This window comes from Acetobacter malorum, assembly GCF_001580615.1.
Taxonomy (GTDB): Bacteria; Pseudomonadota; Alphaproteobacteria; order Acetobacterales; family Acetobacteraceae; genus Acetobacter; species Acetobacter malorum.
Map to the genome: position 1 here is coordinate 1 of NZ_LHZC01000025.1, position 23223 is coordinate 23223.

At 52.7% G+C, this 23223-nt stretch carries 16 protein-coding genes and 1 pseudogene; 7 read left to right on the forward strand and 10 right to left on the reverse strand.

What is annotated here, in order from left to right; all coding sequences use genetic code 11:
- From AD930_RS17580 to AD930_RS00610, 8 genes and pseudogenes are all read right to left on the reverse strand, one after another.
- Window positions 1-459: pseudogene (locus AD930_RS17580) on the reverse strand (hypothetical protein); the annotation flags it as partial.
- 85 nt (window positions 460-544) lie between these two features.
- Complete coding sequence (locus tag AD930_RS00580; protein WP_061504741.1) at window positions 545-784, reverse strand: helix-turn-helix domain-containing protein; 240 nt, start codon at window positions 782-784, stop codon at window positions 545-547.
- Complete coding sequence (locus AD930_RS00585) at window positions 784-1422, reverse strand: DUF2975 domain-containing protein (protein WP_061504742.1); 639 nt, start codon at window positions 1420-1422, stop codon at window positions 784-786. The genes AD930_RS00580 and AD930_RS00585 overlap by 1 nt, the downstream gene beginning before the upstream one ends.
- Before the next feature lie 911 nt (window positions 1423-2333).
- Window positions 2334-4772, reverse strand: a complete 2439-nt coding sequence (locus AD930_RS00590) for an ABC transporter permease (protein WP_061504743.1) — start codon at window positions 4770-4772, stop codon at window positions 2334-2336.
- Between the two features lie 16 nt (window positions 4773-4788).
- Complete coding sequence (locus tag AD930_RS00595) at window positions 4789-6186, reverse strand: TolC family outer membrane protein (protein WP_061504755.1); 1398 nt, start codon at window positions 6184-6186, stop codon at window positions 4789-4791.
- 5 nt (window positions 6187-6191) lie between these two features.
- Complete coding sequence (locus AD930_RS00600) at window positions 6192-8663, reverse strand: ABC transporter permease (RefSeq protein ID WP_061504744.1); 2472 nt, start codon at window positions 8661-8663, stop codon at window positions 6192-6194.
- Window positions 8664-8675: 12 nt separating this feature from the next.
- Window positions 8676-9359 carry an ABC transporter ATP-binding protein gene (locus AD930_RS00605; protein ID WP_061504745.1) on the reverse strand — a complete coding sequence of 228 codons (684 nt, stop codon included), beginning with the start codon at window positions 9357-9359 and terminating at the stop codon, window positions 8676-8678.
- Window positions 9360-9377: 18 nt separating this feature from the next.
- Window positions 9378-10700: an efflux RND transporter periplasmic adaptor subunit gene (locus AD930_RS00610; RefSeq protein ID WP_061504746.1), complete on the reverse strand. Its 1323-nt coding sequence runs from the start codon at window positions 10698-10700 to the stop codon at window positions 9378-9380.
- Window positions 10701-10856: 156 nt separating this feature from the next.
- On the opposite strand from AD930_RS00610, the gene AD930_RS00615 reads away from it, so the two are divergent.
- The 4 genes from AD930_RS00615 to AD930_RS00630 all read left to right on the forward strand — a co-directional run bounded on the left by AD930_RS00615 (window position 10857) and on the right by AD930_RS00630 (window position 14640).
- Window positions 10857-12077, forward strand: a complete 1221-nt coding sequence (locus AD930_RS00615; RefSeq protein WP_208598537.1) for a sigma-54-dependent transcriptional regulator — start codon at window positions 10857-10859, stop codon at window positions 12075-12077.
- A gap of 22 nt (window positions 12078-12099) precedes the next feature.
- The gene (locus AD930_RS00620) at window positions 12100-13290 is read left to right on the forward strand and encodes a sensor histidine kinase (RefSeq protein ID WP_244150441.1); all 1191 of its coding nucleotides are present in this window, start codon (window positions 12100-12102) and stop codon (window positions 13288-13290) included.
- 441 nt (window positions 13291-13731) lie between these two features.
- Window positions 13732-14010: a hypothetical protein gene (locus AD930_RS00625; RefSeq protein ID WP_061504748.1), complete on the forward strand. Its 279-nt coding sequence runs from the start codon at window positions 13732-13734 to the stop codon at window positions 14008-14010.
- Between the two features lie 126 nt (window positions 14011-14136).
- Complete coding sequence (locus tag AD930_RS00630) at window positions 14137-14640, forward strand: YciE/YciF ferroxidase family protein (RefSeq protein ID WP_061504749.1); 504 nt, start codon at window positions 14137-14139, stop codon at window positions 14638-14640.
- 260 nt (window positions 14641-14900) lie between these two features.
- Here AD930_RS00630 and AD930_RS17275 read toward each other — a convergent pair whose 3' ends face one another.
- Window positions 14901-15197, reverse strand: a complete 297-nt coding sequence (locus AD930_RS17275; RefSeq protein WP_082781589.1) for a plasmid stabilization protein — start codon at window positions 15195-15197, stop codon at window positions 14901-14903.
- A gap of 210 nt (window positions 15198-15407) precedes the next feature.
- Complete coding sequence (gene glgX / locus AD930_RS00640; protein ID WP_061504751.1) at window positions 15408-17528, reverse strand: glycogen debranching protein GlgX; 2121 nt, start codon at window positions 17526-17528, stop codon at window positions 15408-15410.
- A gap of 230 nt (window positions 17529-17758) precedes the next feature.
- Between glgX and glgA the strand changes: the two genes are divergently transcribed.
- From glgA to treZ, 3 genes are all read left to right on the forward strand, one after another.
- Entirely contained in the window at window positions 17759-19396 is a 1638-nt protein-coding gene (glgA, locus tag AD930_RS00645) for a glycogen synthase GlgA (RefSeq protein ID WP_061504752.1), read from the forward strand.
- A gap of 51 nt (window positions 19397-19447) precedes the next feature.
- Window positions 19448-21676, forward strand: coding sequence for a 1,4-alpha-glucan branching protein GlgB (gene glgB, locus AD930_RS00650; protein WP_061504753.1), 2229 nt, complete (start codon window positions 19448-19450; stop codon window positions 21674-21676).
- A gap of 32 nt (window positions 21677-21708) precedes the next feature.
- On the forward strand, window positions 21709-23223 hold a 1515-nt coding region (gene treZ / locus AD930_RS00655; protein ID WP_061504754.1), incomplete at its 3' end, for a malto-oligosyltrehalose trehalohydrolase.

The window sequence follows — 23223 nt, forward strand, 5'->3', positions numbered from 1 at the left end:
AACTAAACCGGGACACGTCCAGTTTCCGCGTGTCCTGCCAAAGGTGCCGCCGACAGCCGGCAGCAGGCCGCTATATTGCGCGAGTGTCAGTTCTTGCGCGTTGCGAAGCGCCTGCCGGGCAGATTCAAGGTTGGGGTTATTTCGGATCGCCAGCGCGACAAGACGGGTCAGAGGCTCGGAACGATAGAGCGCCCACCAGTCACCCGGGATATCCTGCCCTATATTGAGATGCTGGGAGGCTCCGTGGGCGACCGGAGCCGATACTGTCCTCTCGGGCAGGGTCGATTCCGTATAACGGTTCGGCAGTGAGCGCGTGGGAACTTTGTAATTCGGTCCTACGGCGCAACCACTCATGCTCAGCGTGACGATAGCGCCACAAGTCAGCACACGGCATGACCAGAGCACACGGAAAGCCTGGAGGCGCGACGCTCGGCTGGCGCTCCTGCATGTCGTTTCCATATCGGAATTATACCTTCGTATCTCGGGCGTTCGCGCGACAGCGCGTCATATCGACCCGACCAGGCAGGTTCAGGGAGGAGGTAGATTAACTCGCGTGGCGAAGTTCGAAGTCGGTTTCCTCATCCGGCACATATTCCAGAATATCGCCCGGTTGGCATTGAAGGTGCTTGCAGATCGCTTCAAGGGTCGAGAACTTGATCCCCTTGATCTTGCCGGACTTGATGGAGGAAAGGTTCGCTTCTGTGATGCCGACAGCCCGAGCGAGTGCGTTGGACCTCACCTTTCGTTTTACGAGCATAAGGTCGAGGTGAAGGATGATCGGCATCAGATATAATCCTTCTGCTCTTCTTGAATTCTATTTCCGATTTTCATCACATACGTTACCGCAAGGAGAATAATGCCAAGAACAAGAGCGTCTATCTGCTGCATGTCCCATGAGAAAATTTCAGGGAACAGGCCAAGAAGATACATGAGAGGATGTGTGACGAGGCTGATACACGAATATGCGAGAACGGAGCAGGAAATATTGCGTATTTCTCTCGTCGTGGCGAAGGTGAAGACCTCGCCCTTGGCATAGAGATTGAACAGGCGGTACAGGAACGTCAGAACAAGAAGTCCCGGAAGAAAGCGCAAGACCAGGAGGCATGCTCCAAGACTGGTCGCCCACATCGAGAGCTGGCTCGCGGGAATGAAATCCTGACTTGTCATGCCAGCAGCGGGCGCGCCGATCATGCCCATAAATGTCAGGCGGTGATTGACGATGCCAGCCACGACATACGCCCCGCTCCGGAGCGCAAGCGCCGCAGAACCAACTGCGACCAGTGTGCCGCTTACAGCCAGTGAGCCGAAGAACAAGGCCCTGAGCGACCGTGCATAGCTCGCAAGCCGCCGCTCTGCTTCCTGCACCGGCGGGGAAGGAAGCGGCTCATCATCTTCGGGTCTCGCAAACGGCAGAACTGTCATCAATCGCACTCCGTGATGCCAATAAATGTTCCTGTATCACGATCAGATATTATCGTGCAACAATAAATATTAGGACGATCAACTGCCTTGCGGAACGCATGGGTAATGGCGACCCGAGAGTGTTTCCCAGTTCATGGTGTCGCTGGATATCCTCACAGGAAATGTTGAATGGCAGTGCGTATGGAACACACACTGCCGCCAATGCCGAAAAGAACCGTATTATCTATTGCAAAAGAATAAAGTGCATTGCCCACACGATAATTCGCTCAATTTTGTAGGTTGGGCAGTATGCGAACCGACACATATGCATTGTGTGTTTGATCTAAAGTCGAGGTTCAAATGGCCACTTCTAATGCATGTTGGTATCGGCCAGACCGTGCCCCCGCAACCAAAATCCCTTAAAACTTAATCAAAAACTCTTAGCCCGACGCAGTTATGCGTGCGGGGATTCGTCCTTGGAATTGGGCTTGGGCGCAGGATGGAATGCGGCTTTTTTGCGCCCCAAACGTAATTGTCAGAATGCCAACAAGATTCCCATGTAAGGCAATCTGAAGGCCATTGTCTGACGGCGTGAGGATGATCACATTGATCAGCGAGCGCTACCTCTTGGCGCTTCTCGTCCCGTTCGAAATGCAGCATGTCCCGCAGACGCGCGAGCTACCGATGATAGAACTTCGCTATTTGGAGCAGCAGAGGGTGGGGTGCTGTAAGCAGTTTCCTTGATTTTGGTCTTTGCTGATTGCAAGCCGCGTTATGTGTTTTTTAAGATTTGAGTAGCAAGGGCATCCAAATTTTTGGCACAACCTTGGCTAGCTCACCTTTGATTTTTGAAAATTCGGGTAGCTGAATATACGGTCAGTATCGTTTTCCATGAGCAACTCACGGAAAACGGATTTTCCAAAGTTGGATTTTTATAGGAGTTGTCGCAATCCCGCCGCTGGCGGTCGGTTTGCGGCGCGCCAGGCTTGGGTGAAAATGGCTGCTGTTGCTACGCCGAGAGCCAGAAGGGTTACAAGGACAAAGGGAGCAGGGGTAAGCGAAATTCTTTGATCGAATTTTGAAAGCCATTCCTGCATCACGATCCATGCCACTGGCCAGGCTATGATATTTGCAAGCATGACTGGACGAAGAAACTGGCTGACGAGAAGCCTTAAAATATCCTTTGAGCTTGCACCCAGAACTTTACGAATACTGATTTCCTGCATCCGACGCGTGACGGTAAAGGCTGAGAGGCCATAAAGGCCCAGACATGCGATGGAAACCGCAACGAGCGATCCGATACTGAAAAGGGTGCTGTGGTTTGCATCAGAACGATAATCCTCAGCAAGAATATCTGACACGTCTCGCGCAGAAAAAGGCACATCTGGGACAATTTCTTCCCATGCTTTACGCAGACGGGCCATTTCAGTCTGTTCAGTCGTGCCTTTATACCGGACGATACCTGCAACGTAATCAATCGGCGCTTTTGTTCCGAAAAAGAGGAGAGGTTGGAGGGGGGCTTGTATTCCGCCAAGGCGGATGTCTTCAATAACACCTGCGATACGATATTTCACAGGGTTGTTTGTCGCCTGAACCTCCTGACCAATGGCCATATCGGGAGAAGAAAAACCGAAGCGGCGTGCCGCCAGACGTGAAATAATGACATTTTCCGTCTTATCAGTTTTTGCGGCCTCTACAGCGTAGTCCTGCCCATGGTTTTCATCAAACAGACGGCCGGCAATCAGACTGGCTCCGAGAGTTTCAAAATACTGAGGTGTTGCGTAACCCCATTGAAGGCCGAATGACGGGTTGTTACCGGGTCGTTTCCAGTCATCTCTGTCGGACATATGGTGTGGATACAGGTCAGAGCGTGTGGCCGTGATGATGCCGGGTATTTCGCTCAGGCGCGAGACGATTGCGGCCTGTCGGTTTTTGAGCGTGTCGTCACTGAGGGAGTCAACGACGATGAGTCCATGATTAACCATGCCGCGATTTAGCACCCGAACGAACTGTGCCTGCTGGGTCATAACAAGTGTGCAGACAGCCAGAAGACTTGCGAACGTGAATTGCACTGTCACAAGCCCGTTTCTGACGGTGCGATCAATCCGACCGCCACCGGGCATTCTGCTTGCGGACAGAACAGCAACAGGTTGAAACGCTGAAAGAACAAAAGACGGGTAAAGACCAGCAACAATTCCAGCCAGAACGGCGATCAGAATGATTGCCGGGAGGATAAAAGCCCAGTCGTAAGGGATCTGCCAACCGCCAAAAGCATTCACCCACCGCAAAGAAAATTCCGTAAGTGTTAAAGCCAGCATGGCGGCTGCCAACGCCAAAAAAATAGCTTCTGTCATAAACCGAACGACAAGGGAGAGGCGTGTGGCTCCAAGCACTTTCCGCATTGCAACGTCTTTTGCGCGCAACCCGGCACGGGCAGTTGCCATATTAACATAATTGACGAGTGCCGTTGCCAGAGCAGCCAGCCCCACCAGCCCCAGAATAGTGACAAGCTGACGGCTCGTTCCGCCTTCACCAATATCAGCGTTATGAAAGTGGATGTCCCTGAGCGGAATAAGAGTTAGACCGCCGTTTCCAAAAATATCTTTTATACCAGAAGGAGAATAATTTCCTGGGTGTCGTGCAGGATAGGAAAGTAACTCGGTCCGGATGTGTGGAACGGCAGCGGGATTATCAATGCGAATGTAGATATGCCCCCAGGTGCTACCCCAGTTTTTAAAAGGCAGCGTGTAGGGAAATGTGGTCATAAATTTACTGGAGAAAGGCGTAAGGATACTGAAATCCTCGGTAGAATTTGAGGGCGGATCGGCCAGCACAGCTGAGATAACAGCCTCTTCCTGATTGTCTATCCTGATTTTGCGGCCTGTAGCTTCAATCGTGCCAAAATATTTGCGGGCGATGGTGGCAGAAATTACGACTTTTCCCGGGCCATCCAGAGCGGTCTGTTTGTCACCGGAAAGCACAGGGAGGTCGAAGACTGAAAAGAAATCCTGATCCGTCATTGTAACGGACTCTCGTCCGAGGACGGTGCCCACACGTATGGCCTGAGGTTCGCTTAGAAGACGTATGGCGTGCGTGATATCCGGAAAATCCTGCTTTAGGAAAGGAAACGGCACAAAACTTACAGCATCATTTTCAGAGGACGCATGAGCCGCCGGGCTGAGCAGTTCATCAATCTGATACAGGCTGGAAGCGCGCGGAATATAGGAATCATAGCTTTCCTCGTACCGCACAATGAGCGTCATGGTGAGAAACACGGCTATGCCGAGCGCAAGCCCGATCAGATTGATAAGCGTATAAAGTCTGTGTCGTGAGAGGGTGCGGAAGGTAGAGGTAAGAATTCCGGTTAGCATCACGTTTATCCTGTCCTCACCAGCCAGCGCGGTCGAGCGCAGCGATGGGAGCCTGAAGAGGCTCCCAGTGCCGCGTGCGGGCACGACGAAGCTGGGCATCTGCATCATAATACTGGGTATGTGGCACCAGATCCTGCGCCTGAAGACGGCCTATGGCCGCAAGAAGCTGCGCTTCTGCAACGATGGTGTCATGCTGGCTTGAGGCCAGTTCCACCTGTGCGGAGCGTAAATTCTGGTCCGCGTAAAGGACGTCTGTCGTGCTGCGCAAGCCGTAGCCATATTCAAGCTGGTAGCCTTTTAATGTCGTCTCGCCAGAGCGCACTTCCGCCATGCCTGCCTTAATGGCTTCAAGCCCGTTTTCAACAGCCTGCCAGTTCGTCACAACATTCTGCAGAGCCGAGCGTCTGGCCAGTTCAATGTTCTGGTGAGCTTGCTCATCCTTGTCGCGGGCTTGCCTGATCTGGGAATTATAAAGGCCGCCATTATAAACGGGCTGAACGAACGAGACTGTTCCTGTCACTTGCTCACCGTATTCCCGGCCGCGAAAGGGGGAGCCGGGACCAATGGTGCCGAACGACCCCTGAACCTGAATTTCTGGCCCCCATTGGGAGCGTGCCGTATCAAGATCGGCCTGTGTCGCGCTTTTTGTCGCGCGCATCTGGGCCAGTTGAGGGTTGGACTGAATGGCGGCTTTCAGCGCCTGATCCAGATTGGAAGGCAGACCGGGCAGGGCGGCTGGCATCATCAGTTTTTTGGGGTCTTCACCAATGATGGCGCGGAACTGTGCTTCAGAAGCCGCAAGTGTGGCGCGAGCCTGTGTAAGAGCAACTTCTGCTGAGTGACGGCGCGTTTCAGCCTGCTCGACATCGGTTTTTGTCACTTGCTCAGTTGGAGCGCCACCAAGTGTATAGCGTGATGTGGTGAGCTGCACCTGGCGCTGGAGCATGTCCAGATCTGCTTGCCGGATGTTCTTCACCGAGCGGTCTCGCAAAACGTTCATATATGCGGTGATCGCGCTGGTAAAAATCTGGGCTTCCGTCAGGCGTAAGGCATGCGCTTCTGCATGGGAGCGGGCATCTGCTGCCCGCACCTGATTGGCTGTATGGCCAAAGGAGTAAAGCGTTTGCTTGGCGGCAACATAGCCCTCTGCATAGTTTGAGGTATAACTGCCCAGAGCAAACGCGTTTGTGTAAGGGCCTTGCTGGTAGTTGGCATCCATGTTGACGGATACTGTTGGCCGCCAGCCTGCACGGGCCTGCACGGAGCTTTCTGTCACCGCGCGCTGATTGGCCTGTTCACCCAGAAGTGTTGGGTTACTGCGGTAAGCATGCGCAAGGGCATCCTGCAGCGTTTGGGCCTGAGCAGCGTGTGCGGCAAGGCCAGCAACGGCAAGGCATACAATAAAGCGATACATGGCCATCACTCCGCTCTGAGTGCCCGTGCCGGCTCGGCACGCGCGAGATGAAGGGTTTGCCCGAGAACCGTGCAGGTTGCGATCAGCGCAGCGCCCCCGATAGCCAGCAGGAAGAGGGCAGGAGAGAGGGCAATCCGTTCATCAAACCCGTTCAGCCACTGGCGCATAAGAAGCCAGGAGACTGGGCAGGCCATAAAGCAGGCCACAAACACAGGTTTTAGAAAGTCCTGCAACAGCAGAACAAGGGTCTGTCCGGCTGTGGCTCCCAGCGTCTTGCGGATGCCAATTTCATGCACACGTCGTGCGGCGGCAAAAGCCGCCAGACCGTAAAGACCAAGGCAGGCAATCAGCAGGGCTGCCACGGCGCCGAGGGTAAACAGGTTCCCACGCCGTTCATCGCCCGAATAGTAAGTCTCCATCAGCTCATCAGCTGGAGCAAAGTGACTGGCGACATCAGGCAGGAGCGTGCGCCATGCGCGGTCAAGCCGCTCGGCCATGAGCATGCGGGTTACGCCGGAGAACCGAACGGCCGGAACAGGATTATCGAACGCAATGCGTTGCAGGGAAGAGAAGAACAGAATCTCGGGTGATATGGATTCACGGGGGGAACTGAAACGAATGTCCTCAATCACGCCAATGATGGTGAAGTGTTTTGCATCAGTTCTAAGAATTTTTCCTACAGCATCATCAGCTTTTTCAAACCCAAAGGCTCGGGCCGCTTTGCTGTTGATAATGACGTTCCAGTTCCCGTTCCCGTTTTCGAACTCCTCATTGGAGGGACCGTCATCCTGGCCGTGTTCGGCATCAAACCAGCGGCCCGCCAGCAGGTGAGGCTGGTACGTGTCTCTGTAATCAGATGAGACACGGTCCCGAAGCATCTGCACCTTAATCCGACCCTTGCTTCCTTCATGGAGAAATGTTGTGCGGGTAAGAGAGTGTGGGTTTGGTTCCAGCTCGCCCAAAGTCACTGACGTGACACCGGGTATGGCCCGCAGGGTATCCATCATACGGCGTTGTAGTCCGATATCCTGAGAGTGCATCTGCTGCCCAATTAAAAGGCCGGATCTGACGTAGCCTCGGTCTGCATTCCGCATGAAGCTGGTTTGGCGATCAATCACCAGGGTGCAGATCACAATACAGATTGCGATCGAGAATTGCCCTACAACCAGCCCATTCCGCAGTAGTGCAGCCCGGCGTCCACCGGCAGGCATGCGCGTGGCTGCCAGAATGGCTGCGGGCTGATAACCAGACAGAACCAGCGCGGGATAAACACCAGACGCCAGACCGCTGCTGATGATAACAAGCGGCAGCAGAAGCCCGATAAACCCATAATCGACCCGGATTGCTTCACCCGTTATACTGGCAATGGCGGGCGTGAACGCCTCACAGAATGCAAGCCCGCATAGTCCTGCGACCAGCGAGACCACCATGGCTTCACCCATAAACTGGCCAAAAAGCACGTGACGGGGGGCACCGAGGGTTTTGCGCAGAGCGACTTCTCGCGCTCGCAATCCGGCACGGGCGGTCGCGAGGTTCACAGCATTTGCACACCCAAGAATAAGAGCAAGCAGGCCAATCAGGCCAATGCTGTCAATAACATACTGTTCTACACTATTATCCGTATCCTCCACGTTCACATCGTGAAAATGCATTTTAAGGATTGGGACAATGGAGAGTGTATAGGTCTTTGTAGGTGCAGGGCCGAGGGAGACGTCATCGTCAGCCGGTCCGGCCGCACGGGTGTTCACAAAATCGAACAGACGGGCATTGACGGAGGCAATATCTTCCGGGCGGCGAAATTTCAGCAGGATCTCTCCGCAGCTACTTCCCCAGAAGCGAAAACAGGAGCGTGTCAGCCGTTCTTGTGGAGTGACCGGCAGAAGCATATCCACGTCATCCAGCAAACCCGGGGAGGGAGGGGCGGCCAGAATACCGGTAACGACCTGAATGGTCTTTTGGCCGCTCCTGTTTATTTCAACGATTTTACCTAAAACATCATATTTTCCAAACAGCGTCATGGCGGTGCGTTGAGAGAGTACCAGACCATCCGGTCGTGTCAGGGCTGTAGCAGGGTTGCCATGCAGGAAGCGAAGAGAAAGCATCCGGAAAAAAGCAGGATCTGTCGTCTGTCCTGCAAAGTGCGTGAACTGACCGTTTTTCTGCACATACAGGTTTGTCTTTGTAAATGTCACAACCTCTTCAATCTCAGGGAAATCCTGTTTGAAAAAAGGAACTGCCCTGAAGGAGACATCGGCACTCTCATACGGCGTTGTGCCGGGCATGGACCAGCGCTCATCCATACGTGCCAGCCTGTCTGCATCTGTAAAGCCAGCATTGAAGCTGTATTCATAACGGACCAGAAGCGTCAGTGTCAGGAACACGCCAATCCCTAAAGCCAGCCCGAAGATATTCAGACCAACATACAGCGGATGGCGCCGGGTCTGGCGGAGGACACTCCGGAAGATGGAGGCAATCATCAGGTATATTCCTCAGATGGCATTGCGTACAGAAATGACAATCTGCCCGTCCAGCATATCAACCCGCCGTTTGGCGAGGTCCGCATGGCTGGGGGAATGAGTGACCATGATAATAGTCGCCCCTTCATCATTCAGGGTTTGAAGAATATCCATAACCTGCGTGCCATTTTCAGTATCAAGGTTGCCGGTCGGTTCGTCGGCCAGAATTAGGCGGGGTTGCCCCACAATGGCGCGGGCAATAGCCGCACGCTGCTGCTGGCCACCTGAAAGCTGTGAAGGGTAATGTCTGGCGCGATGCGCAATACCGACCCTGTCCATCGCATGCGCAACCCGGCTGCGGCGTTCCGATTTGGGAATAGTACGATAGATCAGCGCAAGTTCGATATTTTCCTCAATCGTCAGCTCGTCAATCAGATTGAAACTCTGGAAGATATAACCAAGATTTTCCCGACGGAATTTTGCAAGAGCGGCTTCTTTAAGGTGTGTCAGTTCTTCACCGCCAAAGCGGTAGGACCCTGCCGTTGGGCGGTCGATGGTGCCAAGGATGTTGAGCAGGGTTGATTTTCCGCAGCCCGATGGCCCCATGATGGCGACAAATTCTCCGTGTCCGATACCGAGTTCGATATCCTGCAGGGCTGTGGTTTCCACCTCGTCAGAGCGATAGAGGCGCTGGATATGGGAGAGTTGAATCAGCATGTCAGAGGCTCCTGTCGCTTAGTGAATGGCGAGATGGTTGAAATTTTTGTAAGAATTATAGGACGAGACAATCACCTGATCGCCTTCATGCAGTCCGCTGGTAATTTCTGCCTGCTCCGGGTTGCGTCGGCCTGATGTGATTGCCACGCGGTCCGCACTGCGTCCGTTTGCCGCCACGACAAATGCGGACGCTCCGCCGCTGGCTTCAAGCCATGCGCCGTTGGGCAGAACAAGCGCTCTATGCGTCTCACCAAGTGTAATCCGGATATCAATGCTCTCGCCGCGTCTCAGGCCGGCAGGAGGAGGGGTGTCGAAGGTGAGTTCGGCACGGAACTGACCGTTCGTGACCTGAGGGTGCACGCGTGTGACGGTCAGAGGGATTTTGACGTCACCAAGATCCGCTTGTGCGCGTTCACCAATGGCAACGCGGCCCAGATAGAATTCATCGATATCGGCATCGAGACGATAGTGGCCTTCGCTGTCGATTTGCCCGATTTTATCTCCTGCCTTGAGCGACTGGCCGGGCTGCAGATCAAAATTGGTTAGGCGACCATCAAGGGAGGCCCGCAGCGTAAGTGCGCCCAGGCTGCTTTCAACAACTTCCAGATTGGAGCGGAGGCGCTGGCCTTCCTCGTCAATCTCCTTCTCCTGCCTGTCCGCTACCCGGAGGTCCTGCGTGCGGGCAGCATCAAGTCGTTTGAGGCGCTGGGCATAATAGTCGGCCTCATCGCTGTAAGACTGGACGTTGGCATCGGATTCAAAACCCTGCTGACGAAGCTGCTCACGAATGGAGAGTTCATGTCGGGCCTTGAGAAGATTGTAGCGCGCCTCGGCGAGCTGTGTTTCTTCGGTCGTGCGTGTCTGTTGCAAAGTGAGGCGTTGCGCACTGACGGCTCCGAGCTGGCTGGCGATTGCGGCCTCGCGTGAGGTGACGTCTAATTGAAGCTGCGGATTGCTCAGACGGGCCAGAACATCGTTTTTTTTGACCAGCGCACCATCTCGCGCCACGACCTCTGCAACTTCTCCACCTTGCACAGCATTGATGAAGGTGACGTTGAGGGGGGCGACCGTGGCCCGCAGCGGAAGATAATCAAGAAAAGGAGCAGACTGCACTGCGGCAATTGAAATCTGGTCACGCTGTATGGACAGCGTGCCAGAGGCGGGTGCCAGCTGCCACCCGGCCCATGCAAGAAGGATGACCGCAAGAGGACTGCCGTAGCGCACGGCACGGCGTACAAGAACTTTCCTGACAGACGGCACGACTGCGCGATCCATGGCGGCACCAGACTGGGAATGCGGTTTTCCTGTTGTTGCCGTGCTGCCTGAAACCGGGTGATTCATACACTGTTTCTCCTCTTGAAAAACAGTGTATCTTAGAATCATGAAATCATATCTTATTGAAAAATAAGGACTATTTTTGGGGTTGTGCGTGTGTCTGTTCGGAACCGGACGGACTGTCCGGAAACGAACACCTTTGAGGGAGCTGTCAACAGAAAAATGAACGCATTTCGAAACGAAGTAAGTGGAGATGACAGCTCTCACGATGCATCACTGCCGTGCCTGCTGTTTGTTGATGATGATTGCGATATTCAGGTCGCGGCGCGGCTGCTCTTTCAGCGACGCGGAATTAGAATGCTCTCCGCTTACAATGCACCGGAAGCGTTAACCCTGCTTGCGTCTCACCCGGTTGATCTTGTTCTGCTGGACCTCAACTACACCAAAGGGGCACGCACGGGGGCTGAAGGACTAGCTCTGCTGAAAGATATGCTCGTGCTCCGCCGGGATTTACCGGTTCTTGTCGTGACCGGTCATAGTGGGGTCACCATAGCCGTTGAAGCCATGCGTGCCGGGGCGACCGATTTTGTGATGAAACCCTGGAATAATGACCGGCTTGTGAGTCTGGTCACCAGCGTTCTTGAAAAAGGTGGTCGTAATCATTTTTCTGATGCCGAGCCGGTCCTTATTGCTGCGTCACAGGTCATGAAAGAGATTGTTGGAGAAGCGGACCGGATTGCCGCCACACGGGCATCGGTGGTCATTTCCGGACCGTCTGGCGTGGGGAAAGCGCTTCTTGCAAGACGCATTCATGCTCTTTCGTCTGATGGGGGAGCCGTGCAGGTTTTTAGTGCAGAAGACTGTCAGGACCTTCCGGAGGCAGGAGGCGTGTGGATATGCCGGGACATTGAAGCTCTTTCTCCGGCATTACAGCGTCGTCTGACAGACCGTCTTGATGAAAGCGTTCCTCCACGCGTGATCGCGTTGTCCTCGCAGGATCCCGCAGGAGTGAGTGCGCGCCTTCAGCCCAAACTGATGTTGCATCTTGGTATGGTGACACTCAAAATTCCGCCATTGCGGGAACGACCAGATGATGTCGCAGCACTTACCAGCCATTTTCTTCATTATTTTTCTGCACGGCATGGGCTCCCAGAACCGGAGTGTGATGCCTCCCGTATTGCCGCGCTGCAGGCAGAAGCATGGCCGCAGAATGTGCGGGGACTCAGAGCGGCAGTAGAACGTGTGGTGATTATGGGTGAATGGCAGGTCTCTTCGGACAAGACTGCACCCCAGACGAGCGAGGCACTGACCTTGCGCGATACAGAACGATCATTGGTGGAGGCGGCTTTGCACAGGAACAGTTTTAACGTGACGAAGGCAGCCAAAGAACTGGGTCTGACACGCCCCGCACTGTATCGGCGCATGGCACGATATGGGCTTTAAAGTGCACGCGGTTTGGTATGCCTTGCTCCGTCTTTCGGGCACTGTTGTTGCATGCCTGTTAATTCCACCAGTCTGGCAAAAAGGATTTTACGCGACAGCCTCTCTTCTGGTCTGTATTGCCATTGGGTGCATTGTGTCTTTGGTTGCGACACAGCTTGAGCTGACCCGGCGGATGCAACGCCGCGAACCATCCATCGTCAATCCGCCTGATCGTGAAAGACTGCGTAATCGTGCTTTGCTTGATCATGCTCCGGTGCCCTTGCTGTTCCGAAGCGTGGATGGAACATTACATGCCGCCAACCGTGCTGCACGCAGACTTTTTGAAACAGATGATCGTCTCATCAAACCTCCTGCTGAATTACTCGCAGCGTTAAATGAAAAACGAGGATCTTCCGAGGCAGGACGGTTAATACGATTTGTATCCTCTGCTGATGGCACATCGCGTGTTTATGCCCTTTCAATCGGGCAGGGGGCCGGTGTGGGGGGAATTGTGGAGTATCTGGCGCTAACTGACGTGGAAGCCGGCTTAAACGCGGCTGAAGCGCAGGCCCTGCGTGACCTGCTTCAGATATTGAGCCACGAAATCATGAATTCTCTAACGCCAATTGTCTCTCTTTCGGTCACGGCAGAAGAGTTGTTTGCGGAGGGAGGGAAGGATTTGCCGTCTCCTCTTATTACTGAGGCCCTGGCGACCATTCGGCGCCGGGCGGAGGGCCTGGATAAATTTGTGCGGGGTTATCGCGATCTGGCTCGTCTGCCTGCTCCGGATCTGGCTCCGGTCGATCTTAATGCGTTGCTGCGCGAAACACAGCGCATATTTGAGGCGCGCTGGGCTGAGAGCGTCACACTGGAGCTTTGTCTTCATCCCACCCGTGTGGTGGTGAGGGTGGATAAGGCACAGATTGAACAAGCCCTGCTTAATCTTCTCAATAATGCAGCGGAGGCTTGCGAAAGTCAGCCTTCACCCCGCGTTCAGGTTGCTGTTGAGGTTACTGACGGTGCTGCCACCATCATTGTGCGTGACAATGGTATAGGGCTGGATCCGTCAGTGCGTGACCAGATTTTCCAGCCATTTGTGTCGTTCAAAACAAACGGGAATGGGATAGGCCTAAGTCTGGCACGGCAGATTGTGCTGGGGCATGGCGGCTCGCTGGGGGTGGATACTCTGGAGACGGAAAGCCCATGGAAGACGGCGTTCAGGATGCGCTTATAATTGGCGTTCTTTTGCAACGTGTCGTCATTTAAGCAGCATGAAGATTGAGATGAACGAACAGCGACGAAGAAGTGGGTTGAGTCTGTCGTGCCGTGATGAGGGATCGGAACTATTTGATTTTATTAAAAAAAGCTCGATCAGTCTGCTATGCGTCATAGGCTTGTTGGCAAGGAAGGCTTCCCGGTTGAGCGGGATCAGAAGTATTCCTGTGCTAACTGACGACACATGGTAAGAAAGTAATGTAAGGTGCTGTATTAATAAATATTTCTATTATATTTTAAATGTTGGAATGGAATAATATTTTTATTACGATTGTATGATATTTATTTATAAAATATTTGTAATTCTTTTTATAGGTTGCAACTTCGGTTGCTGCGCGGGGTTTGCCATGAGACGGCCAGATAAAAAAGACCGTCTTTTCTTAGAAAAAGGAATGGTAAAATGGCTAACCAGGGCGGTAATCATGACCAGCACGTGAAGGCTGGCGAGCAAAGCCATAAAAATACGAGTGGTTCCCAGACTAAAAAGAGCTCGGCGGACCATAGCTCAGGCACCCAGGGCGGCACGCATGAGCCGCACGTGAAGGCTGGTGAGCAAAGCCACAAAAATACTACTGGTTCCCACGCTGAAAAGGGTTCAGGCGAACATAGTTCTGGCACCCGAGGCGGTACGCATGAGCAGCACGTCAAAGCTGCTCAGCAGAGTCATAAAAAAGCCTGACATCATGTTAGGTGTCGGGGGCGTCAGCACTCCTGCTGGCGCTCCCGTAAACTCACTATTCCGACCAGTTTGCCAAATATTTGATATCCGCCAAAAGGCAGATATTTTTTGGAAAGGGACTGAAAAATGGGATTCTTTTCGAAACCGATAAACACTCTTGATGATTTGTTCGTGCATACTCTTCAGGATATTTATTATGCAGAAAACCAAATCATTAAGAACTTGCCCGTTATGGCTGAAGAGGCTTCGGACCCCGAACTGAAGGCTGCGTTTCAGCATCACCTGACGGAAACAGAAGAGCAGGTGCGTAGGCTGGAGCAGGTGTTCGAACTGCATGGGCAGCCCGTCAAAGGTGTGACATGCCAGGCTATGGATGGAATTCTTGCCGAGGCTAAGGATATCATCAGTGATTGTGACGATCCCGAGGTTCGGGACGCTGCCATGCTCTCGGCTGCGCAGGCGGTCGAGCATTATGAAATAACCCGCTATGGCAGTCTTATTGCCTATGCAACACAGCTTGGTCGCCCGGACTGTGCAGCTCTTCTACAGCAGACGCTGGAAGAGGAAAAATCTGCCGATCAGAAACTGACCCGCATTGCCGGGAAAAGTGTGAACCAGCACGCTCTCTGAAGGCGTGTAGTGTCTCTAAGGGCTCGAGCTGAGAAGAAAAGCGACCTGTTAGAGAAATCAGGATTATGAAGCGAAAAGTGGCGATATTGTTCTCTGCGGAGCTCACTTGCTGAACACAGAAAGAGCAGGAGTGGCTCTTTGAAATGTACCAGAGAGATCTCTTCGCGGAATATCCGCAAAGGCTATATCGCTACCACGCTGGGAAAAGAAAAAATCTTTATTGGATAAGATTGTTTCAATCATAACCAGTGGCGAAAGAGTTATTTTCTTTTTCGTGTTTCAGCGCCTTTTTGTGCTGAAGCAGAACGTGCGTCTGCTGGGCGGTGAGCTGATGCCTCGCCACCTTTCTTTCCCCCTTTACGGAATGGTTCATGCGTTACATCATGACTTCTTCCTGAACCGCTTTTTTTACCACCCCCAGTTTCTTTATTAACGGTCGCCCATGCACGGCGCTCAGCTTCTTTTTCGCTGACACCACGCTGTTCATAACTTTGTTCAATATGCTCTGCTTGTCTTTTCTGCTTATCCGTATAGGCGGATTTGTCACCTCGGGGCATGGTTTATACTCCTGTTGGCTTACTGTTAGATCATAAAAGGCCAATCCAGATAAAGTTTCCAAACAGAGGAACAAATAGTTCTCTGATTTTGATGCAGGCATAGATCTGCCATTTTGCAGGATGGCAGATCTTGCTGGCAGGGAGTGTCTCGAAGTGCATCTACCAAAGAAGCCGGGATAAAGATTTCATATTTCTGTAAAAAATTGCGTCTTAAGCGCCCAGAAGCTCAAAAACTAAAAGAGAGTGTCCGGTCACGGTGAACACTGCTTTCTGCGGGAAAGTATTCTTTTCTATGTCTGCTCCATCATCAGGACGATTGGTATCGAGTAGCATTTTCCAAGCACTTCCCTCTGCTTCAGGAAGGGTAAATTCCACGACATCATTCCAGCTATTGAGGATGAGGAGAAGCGTGGCATCTGCACCGCGTTGCATGATACCGCTCGGCTGGGCACGACCATCCAGCATCAGGCCAAAACATTGCGCATGGTCCCATTCTTCCTGCCTCATTTCCTGACCACTGGCACTGACCCACGTCAGTTCTTTAACTTCGAGTTCCTTGTTGTAGGCTTCCGTGAGAAATCGGCTCCGTCTTAAAATGGGGAAGCGTTTTCTAAGGCTGATGATACGTTGCGTAAAAGATTGGAGGCTTTTCCCTTCCTTTTCAATAGCCCAGTTCAACCATGAAATAGCGTTGTCCTGACAGTATGCATTGTTATTGCCATTTTGTGTGCGGCCAAACTCGTCACCCGCCAGAAGCATGGGAGTACCTTGGGAGAGCAGAAGGGTCGCCAGCATATTGCGGCACTGCCTCCAGCGAAGTGTATTAATGGCGACATCATCCGTGGGGCCTTCGGCACCATAGTTACAAGAGCGGTTGTCGCTAGAACCGTCTTCGCCATTTTCGCCGTTTGCCTGATTGTGTTTATTTTCATAAGAGACACAATCTTTAAGTGTAAACCCATCATGGGCCGCAATAAAATTGACACTGGACCATGCCTGCCGTCCGCTATGGTTGAACAGGTCCGGGCTGCCAAGAAGACGTGGGGCTAAAGCGGAGGCACGCGCTTGGTTACGCCAGAAATCTCGGACTGTATCACGAAACTTGTCATTCCATTCCGCCCAGCTTGGAGGGAATTTACCGACCTGATAGCCACCGGGACCGATATCCCACGGTTCTGCTATCAATTTGAGATGCGCTAAAGTCGGGTCTTGTCGGCAGACGCGTAAAAAACCAGCTTCGGGATCAAACCCTTCTTTTTCACGCGCCAAAATGGTGCCCAGATCAAAGCGAAAGCCATCCACGCCCATATCTTCGGCCCAGTAACGCAGGCTGTCAGCTACAAACTGTATAGCCCGCAAATTAGTCAGGTTGAATGTGTTCCCTGTGCCGGTATCATTAATATAATAGCGTAAATTGTCAGGAACCAGACGGTAGTAGGAAGCATTGTCCAAACCCTTGAAGGACAAGGTCGGGCCAAGCTCATTGCCTTCAGCCGTGTGATTATAGACAACATCCAGAATGACTTCGAGGCCAGCGGCATGGCAACTTGCCACCATGTGCCTGAACTCCGTTGCCGGGTCTGCATGGTTGGCCGCGTAGCGTGTGTCAGGGGAGAAAAAACCGATCGTATTGTAGCCCCAGTAATTTGTAAGGCCTTTTTCTATAAGATAGTGGTCATTGACAAAGCTTTGGATGGGAAGAAGCTCAATAGAGGTAATTCCCAGAGATTTAAGGTAATCCAGCACAGAGCGATGGCAGAGGCCGGCATAGGTGCCACGCAGGCGTTTAGGGACCAAAGGGTTAGTTTGTGTAAAGCCTTTGACGTGAGTTTCATAAACAATCGTATCAGACCATCGTGTTTTTAAAGGTTTATTTCTGCGTCGTGATGGAGCTGAAATAATACATTTTGGAATAAAAGGGGCGCTGTCCCGTTCATCAAAACTCAGATCAAGATCGGGGTGTCCTAACTCGTAGCCAAACAGGGCAGGGTCCCACTGCAGGCTGCCAAAATGACCTCTGGCATAAGGGTCCAGCAGGAGCTTGTTGGGATTGAAGCGATGCCCGGCATCAGGTTCGTAAGGGCCGTGGACACGCAGGCCATAAAGCTGCCCCGGGTGTAAATCTGGTATCCAGCCATGAAAAACCTGATCTGTGTATTCAGGAAGACGAATGCGGTCTGTTTCCGTTTTGCCATCGGTGTCAAAGAGGCAGATATCGACTGCCGTAGCGTTTGCCGAAAAAACTGCAAAATTGACGCCTGATCCATCATACGTGGCTCCGCGTTCTACGGGGTTGCCTTCACGTAAGCCTTGATGACGCGGAAAGCTCATGGGCAGCGGTCCAACTTAACTCAGAATGCTCTGCCAGTTTCTCGCCCCATGGCGAAACCGTGGCATTCATGGGGTTGTAACGCACGTTCTGAAGGGGAATTTGATAACATAATCGTGTGTCGGGGACATTTAGGCATAGCCAGCGTTTTTTGTTTGACCGTCTCTGACAGCCAGCATCATGTCACGTCGGTGAGCAGCGCTACCACCAAGACACTCAAGAGGCATGAGCCATGACGCAGACACCTGTTGCAATGACGCCTGCTACTCTGAACGTCCTGTCTGTTGCTTCAGAGATGTATCCACTGATAAAAACCGGTGGGCTAGGGGACGTTGTTGGGTCTCTGCCGGGCGCTTTGCTGTCGTATGGAATAAAAACCCACACATTGTTGCCGGGATATCCGTCGGTCATGAAAGGCTTGACTGAACGGCGGATTGTAAAGCGTTTTGAAAATGTGCTCGGGCATGCGGTGACCTTGTGGGAAGGTCTGGCGAGAGGGCGGTCACTTTTTGTGGCTGATGTCCCTGCTCTGTATGACAGGCCGGGGAACCCCTACGGGAGCCCGACAGGGCAGGACTGGCCTGATAATGGGATACGGTATGCCGTTCTGGCGCGTGTTGGTGCGTTTATTGCTCAGGGATGCCTGGAGCATTGGCGCCCTGCGGTTGTGCAGACCCATGACTGGCAGGGAGCTCTGGTTGCGGCCTACTTGCATTATGACGGTGTGGAGGCTCCGCCTGTTTCCCACGTTATTCATAACCTCGCGTTTCAGGGAATTTTCCCACGGGAGAACCTTGAAACATACGGCCTGCCACCAAGGGCTTTTGCGCTGGAGGGGCTGGAATACCATGGGCAAATCAGCTTCCTAAAAGCAGGTCTCCTGTTTGCAAAGAGCCTGACAGCCGTCTCACCAACCTATGCGGAAGAAATTCAGACGGCCGAATATGGGATGGGTTTTGATGGTCTGCTGCGGACCCGCTCTGCTGCGCTGAGTGGCATTCTTAATGGTCTTGATCTCAAAGAATGGGACCCTCTGACAGATCCGGCTGTGACATTTCCGTATGCTGTTGGGGATATTGTGGGGCGGCGCGCTAATAAAAGAGTTTTTCAGGCAGAATTTGGTTTACCGCAAAAGGCGGATACCTTCCTTCTGGGGCTTGTCAGCCGCCTGACAACGCAAAAAGGCGTCGATATTTTAGCTGAAATTGTGCCGCGTCTTTTCGAATGGAATGTGCAGCTTGCTATTGTAGGTATAGGTGATCAGGAAATCATGCGGTCATTTGCAGAGTTGCAAAGCCGATATCCGCATCAGTTGGCCTGCCACCTGAATTATAGTGAAATTCTGGGGCATAAACTTCATTCTGCAGTCGATGCGTCTCTCATTCCCTCGCGGTTTGAGCCATGCGGCCTGACCCAGCTGCATGCCTTGCGCTATGGGTCTGTTCCTATTGCGGCCCGTGTTGGGGGCTTATCCGACACGATTGTCGATGCAAATTCTGCGGCCATTGCTGAAGGTGTCGCAAATGGTATTTTGTTTGCACCTACCAATCGTGAAACGCTGATGGGAGCAGTGCGCCGCGCGTATGTTCTGTTCCAGCAGAAGTCTGTTTGGGCGCGTTTGCAGCGTAACGGCGCTCTTCATGATGTTTCATGGGAGGGGAAGGCTGCTGATTATGCCAAACTCTTCCGGGAACTCGCTGGCTGTTCAGAATCTTATAAGACTTTGCACGATGATATTGCGCCACGTCGTGGGGATGTCTTGAAACGGCCTGCGCGTGCACCGCAAAGAATTCAGCCAGCACGTATGCCGCCCGGTGGTTTGAGAAGCACAGGTCCGGAAAGCCAAAAGCGTACAGGCACGCGCGCCTGACGGCACAAATAGCACTCCTCTTATTTGCAGGATAAAGCGGTATGTATTGCAATGCCTTCTAATTCTTTACCAAAAAACCGAAAAACGGCCGATATTGCTCTTGAGCAGCAGGTTGACGATCTGGCGCACGGCGTTAGCTCCAATCCGTTTGGCGTGCTGGGCCGACATCCTGATGGACGAGGCGACATTGTCCGTGTCTTTTTTCCTGATGCGCTTGAAGTCACAGTGGTTTCCACGCCAGCCAAAGGTCTGCCGCTTGAGCAAAAGATGTATCGTATTCATCCTCACGGGGTGTATAGCGCCACAATCCCCAAGCGGAGCCAGAGTTATTTTGTAAGGGTAAGGTGGGCTGATGGCTGGCAGGATGTTGTGGACCCTTACAGTTTTGGGAAGTTGCTCGGGGATCTGGATCTGCATTTGTTTTCAGAAGGGCGGCACCATGCACCTGATGAGGTGATGGGGGCGCATTGTCTGGAAATAAACGGTGTAAAAGGTGTGCGTTTTACAGTCTGGGCACCCAACGCTCGCCGGGTTTCTGTTATTGGGGATTTCAACATATGGGATGGCCGACGGCACCCGATGCGGGTGCGGCATGGCGCAGGGGTATGGGAGCTTTTTGTTCCCAGTCTTGCTGCCGGTGAGCGTTATAAATATGAAATTCTTTCTGCTGAAGGCAAGATTTTGTCAGCGAAGGCAGACCCCTATGCCCGTTTTGCGGAAAAACCGCCGGCGACTGCGTCACGTGTTGCCGGGGCTCTGACGTATGAATGGCATGATGCGGACTGGATGCAGTACCGCGGCAAACGGCAAGCCGTAAATGCTCCGATCTCCATTTACGAAGTTCATCCGCCCTCCTGGAAACATCCCCACAGTGGGGAACGGTTTATCTCCTGGAGCAGTCTGGCGGATTCCCTTATTCCCTATATTCAGGAGCTTGGTTTTACACATATAGAATTGCTTCCCATCACTGAATATCCTTTTGCGGGGTCCTGGGGATATCAGCCTGTCAGTTTATACGCGCCTACAGCACGGCATGGTGCTCCTGAGGAGTTTGCTGCGTTTGTAGACAGATGCCATCAGGCGGGGATTGGGGTGATTATGGACTGGGTGCCTGCCCATTTCCCCTCGGACCCGCATGGGCTGGCATGTTTTGATGGAACGCATCTGTATGAACATGCAGACCCGCAGGAGGGGTTCCATCAGGACTGGCATACGCTCATTTTCAATTTTGGCCGAAACGAGGTCCGGGGTTTCCTGCTGGGGAGTGCATTTTATTGGTTGCGTCGCTTTCATATTGATGGCCTGCGGGTCGATGCAGTGGCGTCCATGCTGTATCGCGATTACAGCCGCAAAGAAGGCGAGTGGAAGCCCAATATTTATGGTGGGCGTGAAAACCTTGAGGCTGTCTCCTTCTTTCATGAGCTCTCCACACTAATCCGGGATCTCCATGATGATGTGATGCTCATTGCTGAGGAATCCACCGCCTGGCCGGGTGTGACGGCCCCACCGGAAACAGGGGGGCTCGGATTTCGCTTCAAGTGGAATATGGGCTGGATGCACGATACGCTGCGTTACATGCAACTGGACCCGCTCTGGCGTGGGTATCATGCGCGTGACCTGACTTTCGGCATGGTCTACGCCTATTCCGAGCGTTTTATTCTGCCTCTTTCTCATGATGAAGTTGTGCACGGCAAAGGCTCTCTCCTGTCTCGTATGCCGGGAGATGACTGGCAGAAGCATGCTAATCTGAGGTGTCTGTATGCGCTCATGTGGGCATACCCCGGCAAGCAATTGCTTTTTATGGGGGGCGAACTGGCGCAGAGAGAAGAGTGGAATCATGACGGGCAGCTTGCCTGGCATCGGCTGGAGGATGCGACAGGCAAAGGAATGCATGAGGCCATTTCGGCCCTGAACCGTGTCTACCGCGCATATCCTGCTTTATATGCAGATGATTACAGCGATCATGGCTTCCAGTGGCTTATTGCCGACGATACGCAGAACTGTGTTTTTGCCTGGATGCGGTATGCGCCGGACGCTGCACCAGTCCTGATTGTCTGCAATATGACGCCCGTGTCGCGCTATAATTACCGCATCGGCGTGCCGCACGCAGGATACTGGCACGAAATTCTCAATACTGATGCGTCGTGCTTTGGCGGGTCCAATGTGGGAAATGCAGGAGGACTACAGGCTCAGACTGTGCCAGCTCATGGCTTACCTGCTTCTGTCGTGGCAACGCTTCCGCCTCTTTCGGTGCTTTATTTCAGTCCGGCGGCTTCCTAGCCATTTCGTCCTTGTAAAAAAGGTTTCTGACCATGCAGACATTTCGTTTTAGAAAAGCGTTTGGTGCGGAACTGGAAGCAGAAGAGCGGACAGCTTTCACGCTCTGGGCACCCTCCAGTGAAGAGGTGTTTTTAGAAATTGAGGGGATGCCTGCTCAGAAAATGAATTCTGACGGGCACGGGCATTTTAGTCTGACTATAGCGTGCGGCGCAGGAGCACGGTATTTTTTTCGTGTTTCCGGCGGCCAGTCGGTCCCTGACCCAGCAAGCCGTAGTCAGCCGGATGGTGTGCTGGGGCCAAGTGTTGTGATTAATCCTGAATCCTATCACTGGCAGTGCCCACAATGGCAGGGAAGGCCATGGAATGAAGCTGTTATTTATGAACTCCATGCCGGTTTGCTGGGGGGATATCGCGGCATAGTGCTGCAGCTTGATGAACTGGCAGCGCTTGGCATAACAGTCATTGAGCTTATGCCCATCAACAGCTTCGGAGGAAGCAGGAACTGGGGGTATGACGGGGTGCTGCCTTATGCTCCCGCAGCCTCTTATGGTTCCCCCGACGAATTGAAAAGCCTGATCGACGCAGCCCATGCGCGCGGGCTCATGGTTCTTCTGGACGTGGTCTATAATCACTTTGGACCAGAAGGAAATTTTCTGCCTGTCTATGCCGAGGATTTTTTTGACCATGAAAAGAATTCGACCTGGGGCACAGACATTGCTTTTGATAAACCGGCAGTTGCTAACTTTTTTATTGAAAATGTCCTTTACTGGTTGATGGAGTATCGGTTTGATGGTGTGCGGATTGATGCTGCATCGGCTATTTCTGACCATGCATGGTTTGGTGCCTTACGCGAGAGGGTAGAGGCGACCGTTGAGCCCGGGCGGTATGTCCATTTAATTCTTGAAAACGAGAATAATGATGCTGGCTTGCTCCGGGACGGCTTTACAGCCCAATGGAATGATGACGGGCACAACGCCTTGCATGTTCTTCTGACGGGAGAACATGAGGGCTATTATAAAATGTTTGCCAAAGATCCAACGCAGGATCTGGCGCGGGTTCTGGCAGAAGGTTTTGTCTATCAAGGGCAATTCAACCCGTATTCCGGTAAAAATCGGGGGATGGCGAGTGGAGATCTGTCGGCTACCAAATTCATTCTCTTTCTGCAAAATCATGACCAGACCGGTAATCGTGCCTTAGGGGAACGGCTTCTTTCTCTTGCAAAGCCAGAAGCTGTCAAAGCGGCGTATGCCCTGCTTCTTTTAAGCCCGATGATCCCTATGATTTTTATGGGAGAGGAATGGGGCTGCCTGACTCCCTTTTATTTTTTCTGTGACTTTCATGGAGAACTGGCTGAGCAGGTCAGGGAAGGGCGGCGAAAAGAATTTTCCCAGTTTCCTGCTTTTCAGGACGAGAAAAACAGGAAACGTATTCCGGATCCTAATGCGTTGGAGACCTTTGAAGCGTCTCTGCCTGAGAGAACTGCGCGTGAGACTGAGAATGGAAAGGCATGGCTTGCTCTGACCCAGCAGCTTCTGGCTTTACGCAGG

Bases quoted from the DNA above. Each gene is read 5' to 3' on its own strand.
- AD930_RS00605 (WP_061504745.1), bottom strand. From the start codon at position 9,359: ATGCTGATTCAACTCTCCCATATCCAGCGCCTCTATCGCTCTGACGAG.
- AD930_RS00625 (WP_061504748.1), top strand. From the start codon at position 13,732: ATGGCTAACCAGGGCGGTAATCATGACCAGCACGTGAAGGCTGGCGAG.
- glgB (WP_061504753.1), top strand. From the start codon at position 19,448: ATGCCTTCTAATTCTTTACCAAAAAACCGAAAAACGGCCGATATTGCT.
- AD930_RS00610 (WP_061504746.1), bottom strand. From the start codon at position 10,700: ATGAATCACCCGGTTTCAGGCAGCACGGCAACAACAGGAAAACCGCAT.
- AD930_RS00580 (WP_061504741.1), bottom strand. From the start codon at position 784: ATGCCGATCATCCTTCACCTCGACCTTATGCTCGTAAAACGAAAGGTG.
- AD930_RS00585 (WP_061504742.1), bottom strand. From the start codon at position 1,422: ATGACAGTTCTGCCGTTTGCGAGACCCGAAGATGATGAGCCGCTTCCT.
- glgA (WP_061504752.1), top strand. From the start codon at position 17,759: ATGACGCAGACACCTGTTGCAATGACGCCTGCTACTCTGAACGTCCTG.
- AD930_RS00590 (WP_061504743.1), bottom strand. From the start codon at position 4,772: ATGCTAACCGGAATTCTTACCTCTACCTTCCGCACCCTCTCACGACAC.
- AD930_RS00615 (WP_208598537.1), top strand. From the start codon at position 10,857: ATGAACGCATTTCGAAACGAAGTAAGTGGAGATGACAGCTCTCACGAT.
- AD930_RS00600 (WP_061504744.1), bottom strand. From the start codon at position 8,663: ATGATTGCCTCCATCTTCCGGAGTGTCCTCCGCCAGACCCGGCGCCAT.
- AD930_RS17275 (WP_082781589.1), bottom strand. From the start codon at position 15,197: ATGCCCCGAGGTGACAAATCCGCCTATACGGATAAGCAGAAAAGACAA.
- AD930_RS00595 (WP_061504755.1), bottom strand. From the start codon at position 6,186: ATGTATCGCTTTATTGTATGCCTTGCCGTTGCTGGCCTTGCCGCACAC.
- glgX (WP_061504751.1), bottom strand. From the start codon at position 17,528: ATGAGCTTTCCGCGTCATCAAGGCTTACGTGAAGGCAACCCCGTAGAA.
- AD930_RS00630 (WP_061504749.1), top strand. From the start codon at position 14,137: ATGGGATTCTTTTCGAAACCGATAAACACTCTTGATGATTTGTTCGTG.